8 protein-coding genes and 1 pseudogene are annotated in these 14,091 nt (G+C 46.7%); 6 read left to right on the top strand and 3 right to left on the bottom strand.

Annotation, left to right across the window (positions count from 1 at the left end; genetic code table 11):
• The first annotated feature begins 278 nt into the window (after positions 1 to 278).
• The 3 genes and pseudogenes from GCU48_RS12430 (at position 279) to GCU48_RS12420 (ending at position 2,444) form a co-directional block, all read left to right on the top strand.
• Positions 279 to 1,229, top strand: a complete 951-nt coding sequence (locus GCU48_RS12430; protein WP_152380205.1) for an ATP-dependent DNA ligase — start codon at positions 279 to 281, stop codon at positions 1,227 to 1,229.
• Positions 1,230 to 1,360: 131 nt separating this feature from the next.
• Positions 1,361 to 1,791 (top strand): annotated as a pseudogene (locus GCU48_RS28855) (ATP dependent DNA ligase); the annotation flags it as partial.
• A gap of 110 nt (positions 1,792 to 1,901) precedes the next feature.
• Entirely contained in the window at positions 1,902 to 2,444 is a 543-nt protein-coding gene (locus GCU48_RS12420) for a MarR family winged helix-turn-helix transcriptional regulator (RefSeq protein ID WP_152380204.1), read from the top strand.
• A gap of 131 nt (positions 2,445 to 2,575) precedes the next feature.
• On the opposite strand, the gene GCU48_RS12415 is transcribed toward GCU48_RS12420, so the two are convergent.
• Complete coding sequence (locus GCU48_RS12415) at positions 2,576 to 3,511, bottom strand: manganese-dependent inorganic pyrophosphatase (protein ID WP_269320826.1); 936 nt, start codon at positions 3,509 to 3,511, stop codon at positions 2,576 to 2,578.
• Between the two features lie 361 nt (positions 3,512 to 3,872).
• Here GCU48_RS12415 and GCU48_RS12410 point away from each other — a divergent pair, with 361 nt between their 5' ends.
• Positions 3,873 to 8,171, top strand: coding sequence for a S8 family serine peptidase (locus tag GCU48_RS12410; protein ID WP_152380203.1), 4,299 nt, complete (start codon positions 3,873 to 3,875; stop codon positions 8,169 to 8,171).
• Between the two features lie 82 nt (positions 8,172 to 8,253).
• On the opposite strand, the gene GCU48_RS12405 is transcribed toward GCU48_RS12410, so the two are convergent.
• Together GCU48_RS12405 and GCU48_RS12400 are read right to left on the bottom strand one after the other, a co-directional pair.
• A complete protein-coding gene (locus GCU48_RS12405; protein ID WP_152380202.1) occupies positions 8,254 to 9,744 on the bottom strand; it encodes a sensor histidine kinase in 1,491 nt (496 codons plus the stop codon).
• Positions 9,741 to 10,427 (bottom strand): response regulator transcription factor, encoded by a 687-nt coding sequence (locus GCU48_RS12400; protein ID WP_025720152.1) that lies wholly within the window; start codon positions 10,425 to 10,427, stop codon positions 9,741 to 9,743. The genes GCU48_RS12405 and GCU48_RS12400 overlap by 4 nt, the downstream gene beginning before the upstream one ends.
• Positions 10,428 to 10,716: 289 nt before the next feature.
• Between GCU48_RS12400 and GCU48_RS12395 the strand changes: the two genes are divergently transcribed.
• Entirely contained in the window at positions 10,717 to 12,981 is a 2,265-nt protein-coding gene (locus GCU48_RS12395; RefSeq protein ID WP_152380201.1) for a glycosyltransferase family 39 protein, read from the top strand.
• Positions 12,982 to 12,999: 18 nt separating this feature from the next.
• A complete protein-coding gene (locus GCU48_RS12390) occupies positions 13,000 to 14,091 on the top strand; it encodes a glycosyltransferase family 2 protein (protein ID WP_152380200.1) in 1,092 nt (363 codons plus the stop codon).

The following is a 14,091-nucleotide window of genomic DNA, read 5'->3' as shown; positions in this document are numbered from 1 at the left end:
ACGTGTCGTGTCAAATGCAGAACAAATTGATTTTTGGTTCAAACAAGTAGCCTTACTATTTTTTGACGAACCAAATTCTAACTAGTATGTGCCACATCTCACACATAAGCGTTCTAAATAAATATTAAAGGAGAATTTAATAATATGTTATGCCATTTTTGCAATGAGGAATTAGAGTCTGCTGCTGAACACCTTGAAGCCGAAACAGGTTTCCCAAAATTAAAATTTCAAGAAATGGAAAGAATAAATTCTAAGAATGTAAGAGAGGTGAATAAAGTATGGAACTAGAGCCAATCGTTCCATTTGAACCAACCAGGGTGCAGACTCCTCCATCAGGAACTAAATGGGTTGCCCAAGTAAAATGGGATGGGGTAAGGATTCTACATTACTTTGATGGAAATGAATCTCGATTATTCAATCGAAAATTGAATGAACGTACTATGCAATATCCTGAATTACTTGATACTAACGCTTTCTGTAAAGCTCGTTCTGTAATTCTCGATGGAGAAGTCATTGCCTTTGACATGACTAAGCCTTCCTTTCATGAAATCATGAAAAGGGATCGTTTGAAGCAAGCACAAAAAATAGAACTGTCTGTAAACACAAATCCCGTGACCTATATGATTTTTGATATCTTGTTCTATAACGGTGCCTGGGTTACTGATAAATCATTAGATTATAGACAGCGATTGCTCGATAAAATCATCGTACCCAGAAATAATATACAAATTTCGCAAAACTTCAGTGATGGAATAGCTCTTTTTAACCTCATGAAGCAATATCAAATGGAAGGTGTGGTCTATAAGGATATCTCCAGTAAATACAGAATAAATGGTAAAGATGGTCGATGGAAAAAACATAAAATTGTGAATGACCTTTTTGCTGTTGTAGGTGGGATTACACGAAGTAATCATATTGTTAATTCACTTTTATTAGGTCTATATACCGATAAAGATGACTTTATATATATTGGCAGCGCAGGTACTGGGAAATTAACACGTCATGATTGGGTATTCATTACTGAACAAACAAACAAGATTGTCTCAGCAAAACGACCATTCTCAAATGATCCCGAGAAATCCAAAGATGTTATTTGGGTAAAGCCAGAGTTAACCGTAAAAGTTGAATATCTTGAATTTACCCCCGGAGGAACAATGAGGCATCCCAGTATTCAGACTATTATCGATGTTGATAAAAATGAATGCACAATAAATCAAATATTCAAATAGATTAGTGTACATAGATCATGCATTAATGTACACTACAAAATTTATGTACACTAATTTTTTAATCCTAGCTACAATTATCAAACAAGAAAAGATATAAATTGTTATGATTAATGTCCATAATTTTTATGTAGATACTAATTAAAAGGCTGGACAGATCCTACACATTGGGTGGGAAGGACGCTGGATCAAGGTCAAAAATTATGGCGATATCATTGCTGTCATCGGAGGCTATACCCTGAACGGAGGTATTATTAATGCTGTACTGCTGGGCCAGTATGACAAGCAAGGAAGGCTGCGATACATCGGACATGCAGGTACAGGCAAGCTGACTCGGGAAGATTGACGTCAGCTTGCCGAGCGCCTCATGCCGCACACGATTTCGGAGCAACCATTTGTCAATAAGCCGGACCGTCATCAAGATGCAATCTGGGGGCAGCCTATGTATACCGCCAAGGTTCAATATAGTGAGTGGCGATGGGAAGAAGGACGTACCCTTCGCCAACCCTCCATACAAGCCTTTGTCAATCAGAACATTGAGCAGTGCGTCGGCCCTTGGACGTAATGCTTAGCAAGTACGCTTTCAAAAAAATGCGGAAAAAGTTTGTATAAATCATTGCAACCAGTGGTTAATTAAATTACAGTTAACTAATTAACTACATCGAGGTGAATGGCATGTTCTTTTTCTTGGACTCCGAAATTCGGCAACTGGCTTATAATTTGTTTCCGGGCGGCAATAAACCGATTAGTGTTTTAGTGGATTTGTTTTCCATAACATGTGAAATACGTAAAAATATGGAGAAACGTTCGCGTGAATTTGGTCTCTCCTACGGTCAATATATCGCGCTTTGTGTACTCTCTGCGCAAAGAGATGAAATGTCGTCTCCTTCCAGTTTGGCTGAAAAGATGGGTGTAAGCCGGGCAGCAATCAGCTCTATGGTCATTTCTCTTGAACAAGACGGATATATTAACAAGTACGATGATCCCAATGACAAACGAAGCGTATTTGTTTCCCTGAACGATAAGGGGAGAGGAAAAATCAAACAAATGGACCCTTTTTTCATAGGACTAGCTTCGCGCCTGATGTCGGACTTCAGTGAATCGGAAATTACCCAGTTTCAAACCTATTTATCACACGTACGTTCTGCCTTTGAAGATGTTAAAGATTACGGTCTAGCAGACCCCAAAATGACGGGAGACAAATGGTATGAAGACTAAAGAAAAAATAAGCCTCCTGCTTCCACCTGCTTTGATGCAGTTGGGTTCTAGAGGCTTATTTTCCATAAAGGCAGCTAACACGCATTGTGAGCTTAATAGTCGCGTATAGCTTGCCATCTCGATCTATGAATTTACAGACTGTTAAAAGCGTCTGTCAATACAGGGACGATTTGCGATTTGCGGGATACGACGCCTTTCAGAACGGCTTTGTTGTCGTCCAGCTGCACATTATAGGCTTTTTCAACTGCTTGTGCCTGGCTTCCCAGCGCAATACCAATAGAATCACTATTCACAATGTCCGTTACGACGAACAGGAACAAATCCAGGTTTTTGGCTTCAATCGTCTGGGACAAGGCAGCTTCCAGCTCAGCTTGACGGGATAATACGTCGTTCACATCTACCGCGTTCACTTGAGCAATTTCCACTTTGCGACCGTTCATCTGGAATTCCTTGGCATCCAGACTTACCAGCTGCTCAATCGTGTGGCCACTCAAATCAGCACCCGCTTTAAGCAAGTCAAAACCGTAACGATCTGCATCTACACCAGCAATTTCAGCCAGTTCACGTGCAGCAGCAACGTCTTGATCCGTGCAGGTTGGGGATTTAAACAGCAGGGAATCCGAAATGATCGCAGACAACATTAAACCTGCGATTTCTTTTGGAACCGCAATACCATTCTCCTTGTAAAGCTTGTTCAAAATGGTAGCTGTGCAGCCCACAGGTTCAGCACGAAAGTATAACGGCTGGCTTGTTTCAAAGTTAGCGATCCGGTGATGGTCGATGACTTCAGTCACCGTTACTTTGTCAATATCAACAGCGCTTTGCTGGCGTTCATTATGATCGACCAGAATGACGCTGTCCGTTTCCACAGCAACCTGCTCAACTAAGCGCGGTGCGCTTACTTTGAAATAATCCAGTGCATACTGCGTTTCCCCGTTAACCTCACCCAGACGAACCGGTTCTACGTCCGCACCCAGCTTGGTTTTCAAATCTGCATAAGCAATAGCTGAGCAAATGGTATCCGTATCCGGATTTTTATGCCCGAAAATCAACGTTTTTGCCAACATAATCGACTCCTCTGCATTAAGCATTCTACATCATTGTGAAATCTCAACAATTCCAATGCAGATTATATCATTAAATCTCGTTTTCTCCCATTCCCCTTTCAAAGATTTCAAAAATAATCTAGTAAATTCATAACATTTCCATGGAATCTATACGTGAAGTTACCCTTATTTTTTCTAAAAATATGAAAAACATATAGTAAAATATCCCACCAATATGGTAAGATATGCCTCAAAACTGGCAAGTTAGTCACTAGTGGTCAATCTATCAATTTAGATATTAAGGGAGGCGTGAAAACAGCGGCAGTGGCTTCAAATCCTAGTATGTAGACATATCATATTTTGATTGAAAAGAGGGAAATCTTTGAAAAAGCCAAGCATTTTGAAAAAAATACCTGTCGTATCACTCGCTCTTGCCTTAACGGTAAGCTTGTCTTTGCCGTCCATCAGCTCTGCCGCTACCGCAGACCTGTCAATCGGTTCGTTTTTGAAAGCCCAGGAAGCATTGACGGTCGAGGCGGCTCCGGCCTTCATCTCGCCAGAGCTGAACACGGATTCTTCCCGCCAGGTCAGAGTCATCGTACAGCTGGATGGTAAGCCTCTAGCCGTGGACAAATATGTGGCACGGACAGGTGCCCAAGCTTTCACTGCTCAATCTGAGCAAAAAGCGGAATCCGCCATCGCCACAGAGCAATCAACGTTCGTGGATAAAGCTGCAGAACACGGTATTTCTCTTGAGGTGAATTACCAATACAATACGGTGCTTAACGGTTTGGAGGTCACACTGCCAGCCAATAAAATTCCAGAACTGGCTAAACTGCCAGGCGTAAAATCCATTCACGAAAACAAAACATATTATTCTATCCCCGTACAGGACCCACCCACACTTACAGCCAGTGAAGCAACCTATGACAATGCACCGCTGGATCAAATTGGTGTTCCCGAAGCCTGGGCAAAAGGTTTAACAGGTGAAGGAATCAAGGTTGGAGTTATCGATACCGGTATCGATTATGAGCATCCCGATTTGAAAGCGGCTTACAAGGGTGGGTATGACTCTTTTGAACAGGATAACGATCCTTACGAGGAACCGTTACTTGATAAAGAGAACGACCCGTATGGTACGGGTTTTAGCGGAACAACACACGGTACTCACGTCTCCGGTACGATTGCTGGTCAAGCAGCGAATAAATCCTCGGAAATTGTGCAAAAAGGTATTGCTTATAAATCGGGCTTATACGTTTATAAAGTGCTTGGACGCAACACCGAGACAGGCCGTTCCTCCGGTTCCTCCGCACAGGTCATTGACGGTATTGAACGTGCTGTCAAAGACGGCATGAACGTCATTAACCTGTCACTTGGCTCCGACTCTGAAAAAGACCCGAACTCCCCGGACTCCATTGCCATCAATAATGCTGTGCTTTCCGGCGTAGTTGCGGTCGTTGCAAACGGTAATGCTGCGCAAAGCGGAAAATATTACTATTCAATGGGCTCCCCTGCAACAGCCCAGCTGGCAATTTCCGTCGGTGCAGCCACTTCACCTAGCCATAGCTATTCAAATAAAGCATCGGTTAATCTTGTAACCTATGGTAATGATGAAAAACTGATGACAGTTACATCAGATACCTATTACCATCTTAATACGATGAGTTGGCAAACGTTTCATGAGGATTTTGCTTCCATTTTAGGAACGGAACCATTGGAATTAGTATATGCCAATTTAGGATATCCGGATGATTTCACTTCTAAAGATGTAAAAGGCAAGGTTGTAATTGTATCACGTGGCGCCTTCAGCTTCGTAGACAAAATCGCGAACGCACAACAAAGCGGTGCGAAGGCTATTATTATTTTTAATGGTCAAGCGAAATCTGGCGACAGCACTCAAGCCAATCTGAATGAGGCTATCCCGAGTTACGACGGTTACATTAATTCAAATCAGGGTGACGGCGTGGATTACATCCCTACCTTTGACATGATAGGAAAGGAAGGTAGAGCGCTGGCAAGACAAATCATTAAAAGCCAAAACAACAAACAAAAATTCTTTATTACTTTTGGAAAAGATTATCTTCGCACCGATAACTCCGGGAATACGATGGCCGATTTCAGTTCTCGTGGACCAAACGGGGATGAGCTGCTCAGCATCAAGCCGGATGTGAGCGCACCGGGAGTCGGCATTTTGTCAACCTATCCTGCTTTCGCCAAGTTCTATCCAGATGCGTCATATCAGTATGCTTACAAACGCAGTAATGGAACCAGCATGGCCTCCCCGCATGTGGCTGGACTTGCTGTGCTGCTGAAACAGCAGCATCCAGGCTGGACACCGTTTGATATTCGCGCTGCTCTCGCCAACACTTCGGTTACACTCTTTGATGAGGATAAAATTCAATATGATGTGTATTCTCAGGGTGCAGGTCTTGTAAACATCGCTAATGCGATTCAAACACCAGCCCTGCTGGAAACCGTTGAAAAGATAACGATTCTCGACAAAAACTTTAATCGTCAAGAGGTCGTGAATTACAACCCTTCTGCCAGCTTTGGAGTAATGCGGCCTGGTAGTGATGCGAAGCAAATTCAGCTTCAGCTCAAAAACTTGTCCAGTAACTCTGTACAGTACGAGGCCAGCTATATTTTGCATAATAATGTAACCTCTGATCCTAAAAAGCCAATTGCCACACCTGACGTGAGCAACATTGCCGTGCAACTGCAAGGTGTCGGTGCAAATGGGACAATCTCGGCAGAACCAGGTAAATCCCAGCCGTTCTTCCTGTCTGTACAACCCAATTCTAGTGCAGCCACAGGAGTATATGAAGGGGAAGTTATTCTGAAAAGCGCTGGACTGCCAACACTTCATCTGCCATTCGTCGTTCATGTCGGCAATGAAAATCCGGCAACAGGCTTTGGCGTGCAGGATCTGAGTGTCACCAACCCGATTATTTATCCGAGTCGTACAGGCGTTCAACGCTCAACAGATCTTACTTTCCGCCTGACTACGGATGCGACTAACCAAATTGCGCTCTATGTATACGGCGTAGATGATAAGTTAATCGGTCTAATCAATGGAATTACGACTTCCAAGGAACAGGGACCGAACGCTCGTCTCAAACAAGGCGCATACTCCTTTAAGGATATTGATGGAGGTTACGTTGAATTAGATGACAATGGAAAGCCTGTTCTGGATGCCAACGGTCAACCCGTAATTCAACATTTGAAGGACGGAGTATACAAGCTGGAAGTTAGCGCTCCAGAGTTGAATGCAAAAGGCGAGGTCAAGCGCGATACCGACGGCCCTAAATTCTTCACCGCCAATAAAGCTATTCGTGTGGATAATAGTGCCGCACCCGGCAGTAGTGGCGGCGGAGGTGGAGGCGGCGGAGGTGGAGGCGGTGGCGGTAGAAGCAATACAACATCTTCTGCAGCAACCAACATATCCACTCCTGTCTCTACCTCTGCACCTTCACTTCAAACCGTAGTGAAGCAAGGACAGGCTGTGAAAGCTGTCACTACAGCCGTTGCGGTTAACAATAATGTACAGTCGCTGACTGTAACTGATGCAGACTTACAAGCTGCTGTAACGGCAGCAGGTTCCAGCCCAGCAGCTATTGTCCTGTCGGCTGCTAGCCAAGCAGGCCAAACAACCAAAGCAGCGCTCACTTCCGCTCAGTTAGCAACGCTGGGCAAGGCTCCAGCAGGAAGCAGCCTGATCGTGAGCAATACAGGTTCCTCGCTGGCTTTGCCAATGTCCGCTCTGAAAAATGCTCCTGCAGGTGCAGGCATTGAAGTGGTCATCAGCAGCCAGTCGCAAGATAGCAGTACATTTACAGGCAAACTGAAAGGCTCTACTGTGATCGGCACACCGGTAGGCTTCGAAGCTAACGTCATCACTGGCGGCAAGAGTCAACCACTCAAAGTTGCTCCAGGACAGTTTATTACCCGCTCTTTTACCGTCCCTGGACAAATTGATTCGAATACAGCCGGTGTGCTCTATACAGCGAATGGAAATGTCTATCCGGTTCCATCCGTCTTTACCAAGCAGGCAGATGGATCTACCGTTGTGAAGGTAAGCCGTCCGGGCTTCTCGACGTATGCGGCAGCAACGCGTCCGGTTAGCTTTGAAGACATTTCATCGTCGTATGCCCAATCCGAAATTCAATCATTAGCGAACAAGCTGCTGATTAACGGCACAACCGATACAACCTTTTCACCGAAGAAGAACGTGACACGTGCAGAATTTGCAGCTCTGGTAATCCGGGCGCTTGGCCTGACACCAGGCACGGCTGCACCATTCAGTGATATTCCTGCAGACAGCTGGTATACCGGCGATGTGGCAGCCGCTTATGAAGCCGGATTGATTACAGGCCGCAACAGCAACAAGTTTGATCCGAACGCTCATATCAGCCGTCAGGAAGTTGCTGTCATACTGGGTAAAGCTGTAGACCTGCTTCAAATTAAAGCAGCCGTCGATGGCCCTACACGCACACCGTATCATGATGCTTCATCTTTTGCAGGCTATGCCAAGGACAGCATTGAAAAAGTGAGTGCAGCAGGTATTATCAATGGAGAAACGATTCAAAGCTCCTCCTATTTCAAGCCGAATGCACCTACAACACGCGAGGCATCCGCCAAGGTGCTGCATGTACTTTTACAAAAAGCTGCACTGATTAACTAACAACACAAAAGCCTCCCGAGCCGTGTACAAGCAAAGCTGCGGTTCGGGGGGCTATTTTTATGCTGCTCCGTCATGTGCAATACTATACCGTTCCCGATAAAGGCAGCGTTACTTTGAATACACTGCCAATTTCCAGTGTACTTTGGGCTGTGATGTTTCCGCCGTGCGCCTCCACGATAGACTCTGTAATAGCCAAGCCAAGACCCGCTCCACCTGAGCTGCGTGTACGTGATTCATCTCCACGATAAAATCGCTCAAAAATCCGCTCCAACTGCTCCTGACTCATGCCTGGTCCGTTATCACGAATTTGGATATCTGCCAACTTCTTGCCGGCGGACAAATTCACATGGATCACACCTTTCTCCAGATCCGTATGCTGAACAGCATTGTGAAATAGATTGAGCACCACCTGCTTGATTTTGTCTCCCTCTGCCAGCACCCGCACACCTGCCGTCATATCAAAAACCACCTTACGTGTGCCTGCCAGCATTAGCAGCTGTGGTTTCATTTCCAGCATCAGCTCATCCAACGATATGTCTTCCAGCTTCAACTCCGGTGTTCGGTCCAGCTTAGCCAACAACAATAAATCAGAGACTAGCTTATTCATCCGCTTGGATTCTCCATACATACTTTCTAGTGCGGACTGAAGCTGCTTGGGATTGGCTGCCGCCCCGCGAAGCAATACCTCCAAAAAGCCGTGAATCGACGTAAGCGGGGTTCGCAGCTCATGAGAAGCATCCGCTATAAAGCGCCTCATCTGCATCTGCAATTCCCGTTCAGCAGCGAATGAATGCTCCAGCCGTTCCAGCATTCCATTAAATGAAACAGCCAAGCGGTCCACTTCATACTGACCCTGCTCAGCATCGAAGCGCTCGTCCAGATTCCCGGCATCAATACGTTTGACCGCCTCGACCATCCTCGAAAGGGGTACCAACGTGCGGCGCAGCACCGGAAGCATGAGGGTCAGGCCAATCGCAAGCGCAATCAGTGACAATAAAATAAAGGTACGGAGCTGATTAATCAGCTGCTCTTGCATGGATGTCGTGGATACGCCCATTTGAAGCAAACCTGACGAGCGGTCAGGTGGACCAAGCGGACGGAACACAATCAGTTGCTCATTCCCTTGAGAGTCCGTGACCAATTGATAGCCATGGCGCATACGCCTGCTCTGCTGCATCGCTTGATACTGCTCAGCGGTGAGACGCGGTGGGTTAAGTCCATTTTCACTGGATAAGCTCCGAAAGGTTCCGTCTGTGTCTATAGATGCGAGCGACATATCCGACCAAAACAAAAACGGCCCCGGTCGACTATCCCTCCGATTAATTCCTTCCTGGGGAGCAATCCCCCCGTTCTGCTCTTCGTAGTCCATGATCAATAAATCAGCAGGAATTGAGTTTAACTGCGTTCCCATAGCTTCTGCTCGACTGCGATACAGAAAATCCTTCATCAGAAAATATTGTAGAAAACCGATCAATACGAGCAGCAGAGCCAAAATGAGTAAGGTTCTGGCTAAAAGCTGGGACTGGAGAGAACGGAGAGCATATTTTCTCCGATTTTTGCCCCCCGCCTTCATAGCAGGTCCACCCGGTACCCAACACCGCGTAGCGTACGAATGACTCGGTGTTCTTTGTCTTTAAGTTTTTCACGCAACGAGCGGATATACACTTCAACAATATTATCCTCGCCTCCAAAATCGTAGCCCCACACCCTGTCTAAAATACGACTTTTACTCAATACAATGCCGTGGTTCAGCACCAGAAACTTCAATAGTTCATATTCGGTAGGCGACAACTCCAGCACTTGACTCTGATAGCGAATCTCCTTACGTCGGTCATCCACTTGAAAGGGTCCATGAACCACTTCCCCCAGCAAATCGGGAAACTGATTGCGCAAACGAGCTTCAATGCGAGCCAGCAGCTCATTAAAACTGAAGGGCTTTACGACATAGTCATCTGCACCGAGCTTTAAGCCTTTCACCCGATCATCTACATCATCCTTGGCTGTCAGCATAATGACCGCAATGTTATCCTCCGTCTCCTTGAGACTTTGGCATACCTCGAAGCCGTTCATTTCAGGCATCATGACATCCAGCACCGCTACATGCGGGCGAAACTCCCTTGCCAGATCAACTGCATCACTCCCATTCCCGGCGGTTTTGACTTCATATCCTTCATTAATAAGTCCAAGCTCTAAAAATTGCAAAATATGAGGCTCATCGTCAGCCAGCATAATTTTAACTCCGTGGATTGGATTCATGATTCATCTTCCCTTTCATAACATTGCATTTTTCCCCATATAAAAAGTCGGTTTATATTTGCCTGTATCTAATATACCTGAATCCCACCGTAAAAAAAGCACCTCCAATAAGCTTTCAGCTAACGTTCAGGGAGCGCTCATAACCAATTAAGGTACGTCTGGCATGATAATAGCAAGCCGGTAGTTCACCGGGCCAAGATCAGAAGCGACTGGTCATTCCGCAGTCCTGAAGATAGCGGCTAGAACAACGGAATAAACACAAAGAATTTTCACAGGGAGTGGAATGTACATGATTAAAAACTGGTTTAAAAGCAGGGCGGATATCCCCCTGATCATCACCATGTTGATATCTGCATTTTTGAATGGATACAACATCTGGCAAGACAAATACGTCAACACCTACTACACGACGGCCGTAGCGAGTATGCTAGAGAATTTTCACAACTTCTTCTTCGCCTCACTCGATTCTGCCGGGTCGGTAACGGTAGACAAACCGCCTGTTGTGTTCTGGCTTCAGACCGCGAGCGCCTATATATTCGGGCTTCACGGCTGGAGCGTTATTCTGCCGCAAGCACTGGCTCAAGTCGGGTCGGTATTGCTCGTATACCTGCTCGTGAAACCGAGCTTCGGTACGATAGCGGCTCGATTGGCTGCCTTCGCTATGGCAACCACACCGATAGCAGTAGCGGTCAGCCGCACGAATAACATCGACGCTATGCTGGTATTCACCTTGTTGCTTGCGACATGGCTTTTGTTCAGAGGCATTAAAAATAGCAAAACCGGGCTGATCCTCGCGGCTTTCGCAGTCGTAGGCATCGCCTTTAATGAAAAAATGCTACAAGCCTACATGATCGTTCCCGCTTTTGGACTATTTTATCTGCTGGCCTCCAAGTTTAACTGGAAGCGAAAAGCGGTAATCCTTGCAGGATCGGCCGTTGTTCTCCTGATCGTGTCGCTCTCTTGGGCAGTTGTGGTGGACTCCACTCCGGCAGACCAACGCCCTTATATGGGGAGCAGCGGTACAAACTCTGTACTGAATTTGGCCTTTGGCTATAACGGTCTGTCCCGTTTGACAGGGGATCGGGGGATAGGCGGTGGACGTGGCGACCAAAACTCGGAGTGGAAACAAAGGGCCTCAACGAATAGCAGCAAGTCAAATTCGGATCAGACGCAGACAACTGCATCATCGGACGGTACTACAGCAACTGGCGACACGGGTACCAACAACATGGCAGCAGGCGGATTCAGTGCAGGTGGCCAATTGCCGCCGGGCGGATTTGGCGACAACGGTCAGGGCGGCCCTGGCGGTGGATTTGGCAGGAACTCCGGTGGTGGTATGTTCGGCACGGGTGAAAAGGGACCTTTACGGTTATTTCAATCTGCCTTATCAGGCCAAGCAAGCTGGCTGCTTCCATTCGCATTGATTGCTTCGATCGGCCTACTTGCAGGCATTCGTCGTCGCAATTTGACACAAAAACACCAAGAGGTCATTTTTTGGTTGGCTTGGCTGCTTCCCGCAGCTGCATTTTTCAGCGTAGCCGGTTTCTTTCATCAATATTACCTAATTATGCTCGCTCCACCGATTTCAGCGCTCTTCGGAGCCGGATTCGTAGAATTGTGGAAGCAGTATCGTGAGCGCTCCAATTGGCTCTCCTGGCTGTTACCCGTCGCGGTATTGGCAACCTCGGTATTTAGCTGGTTTGTTTTGCAAAATTACAACAAGACCATCGGCAGCGGCTGGTCCATCGGGGTATTAATTCTGGGGATCATGGGCACAGCGTTACTGGTAATAGCCCGACTGAAATCAGAGAAGTTCACGAGATTTGCCATCATTGCAAGTGTACTTGCAATGTTTATCGGCCCTGTGTACTGGGCATTGACACCGATCGCCTACGGGGGGAACAGCATGATTCCACAAGCCGGACCAACTCAGTTTGGCGGCGGTGGAGGTGGCGGAATGCCGGGAGGCAATTTTAGTAAACGAGGCCAGAGCGCCAATAGACAACAAGCTGAAGGAACTCACACAAGTATAGACACGGAACAGAGATCTTCTACCCGCTCCAGAGGAATGGGTAGACCGAACGGAAGTCAAAGCTTAGACCAAAAAACGTTGAGCTATTTGCAACAGCATAACACAGGTGAAACCTACCTTTTCGCAGCAAGCAATTATTCAACAGCTGCTCCTTACATGATTGAAGCTGGACAAAAAGTGATTATTATGAACGGCTTTGTATCCTCCGATCCGGTGTATACCGTCGATAAGATCAAGGCGCTGGTCGAAAGTGGTCAAGTGAAATACTTCATGATCAATGGTGGTGGCGGCGGCAGACCGGACAGCGGTAACTCCGAGGTCACCGCATGGATCAAAGAGCACGGCAAACTAATCCCTACAGATGAATGGAAAACAACAACTGGCGAAGCAAGTACAGATGCTCAAGCATCCAACAGCGGAAACGACAAAACGAGCAGTAACTCGATTGCTCAGGATGGTCAAGGTGGACCTGGCGGAGACGAACGTGGCGGAAGCGGTACTTTATACGAAATCACATTATAAATTAGGGAGGAATTACTCATGAGTGAACAAATTCGTTATTCCATAGTTATTCCGATGTACAACGAGGAAGCCGTCATTACAGAAACCTATCGGCGGCTAAAGCAAGTCATGGGCTCGATGGGAGAGCCCTACGAGCTGATCTTCGTAAATGATGGGAGCTCGGACCGCAGCGCCCAGCTCATCAAGGAATTCAGTCTCAGAGATGACACCATTGTACTGATTGATTTTTCCCGCAATTTCGGTCATCAGCTGGCCATTACTGCCGGGATGGATTATGCGGTGGGAGAAGCGGTGGTCGTCATTGACGCCGATCTCCAGGACCCACCCGAGCTGATTGTTGAGATGGCTAACAAATGGAAGGAAGGCTATGAAGTCGTCTACGCCAAACGGCTAAAACGCAATGGCGAAACTCGCTTCAAGAAATGGTCGGCCAGCCTCTTCTACCGTGTGCTCAAAGCATCCACGGACATCAATATCCCGGTGGACACCGGGGACTTCCGCCTGATGGACCGCAAGGTTATAGATGAATTAAAGCGACTACCGGAAAATAACCGATTTGTCCGTGGACTGGTCAGCTGGATCGGCTTCAGGCAAACGGCTGTTGAATATGAGCGTGATGAACGGCTCGCAGGCGAGACCAAGTACCCGCTGAAACGCATGATCAAGCTCAGTCTGGACGGGATCACCTCCTTTTCGATTAAACCGCTCAAACTGGCGGGCTATATTGGAACGCTCCTGTCGATGTCCGGTTTCCTGTATCTGATGTACGTGCTATTCCTCAATTTTTTCACCGATTCCTACGTGATGAGGGGCTGGTCGTCCATGATTAGCATCAGCCTGATCTTTGACGGTGTCATCCTGATCATTCTCGGTATTATGGGTGAATATGTAGGGCGAATATATGATGAAACCAAAGCCCGTCCGCTCTACATTGTACGTGAGCATCTGGGCGGACAATACGAAAACGGACCAACCCATGCCAAGAAGGTTCCTGAACAACGTGACTCCCTCTACATGCAAGGAGCCCGGGACAGTCTGATCTCTGCCGGACGCACTGTACGCGGCAATAGCGCAGTATATACCGGGTCCAAATCCGGGCATGGAGCATAG

The sequence above is a fragment of the Paenibacillus brasilensis genome, assembly GCF_009363115.1.
GTDB classification, from domain to species: domain Bacteria; phylum Bacillota; class Bacilli; order Paenibacillales; family Paenibacillaceae; genus Paenibacillus; species Paenibacillus brasilensis.
The sequence above is the reverse complement of the archived record's forward strand: the minus strand, read 5'-3'. Positions and strand labels throughout refer to the sequence as shown.

What these genes read in the sequence shown, in the direction of transcription:
- GCU48_RS12390 (WP_152380200.1), top strand. Translation starts at nt 13,000, where the DNA reads ATGAGTGAACAAATTCGTTATTCCATAGTTATTCCGATGTACAACGAG.
- GCU48_RS12415 (WP_269320826.1), bottom strand. Translation starts at nt 3,511, where the DNA reads ATGTTGGCAAAAACGTTGATTTTCGGGCATAAAAATCCGGATACGGAT.
- GCU48_RS12395 (WP_152380201.1), top strand. Translation starts at nt 10,717, where the DNA reads ATGATTAAAAACTGGTTTAAAAGCAGGGCGGATATCCCCCTGATCATC.
- GCU48_RS12420 (WP_152380204.1), top strand. Translation starts at nt 1,902, where the DNA reads ATGTTCTTTTTCTTGGACTCCGAAATTCGGCAACTGGCTTATAATTTG.
- GCU48_RS12430 (WP_152380205.1), top strand. Translation starts at nt 279, where the DNA reads ATGGAACTAGAGCCAATCGTTCCATTTGAACCAACCAGGGTGCAGACT.
- GCU48_RS12400 (WP_025720152.1), bottom strand. Translation starts at nt 10,427, where the DNA reads ATGAATCCAATCCACGGAGTTAAAATTATGCTGGCTGACGATGAGCCT.
- GCU48_RS12405 (WP_152380202.1), bottom strand. Translation starts at nt 9,744, where the DNA reads ATGAAGGCGGGGGGCAAAAATCGGAGAAAATATGCTCTCCGTTCTCTC.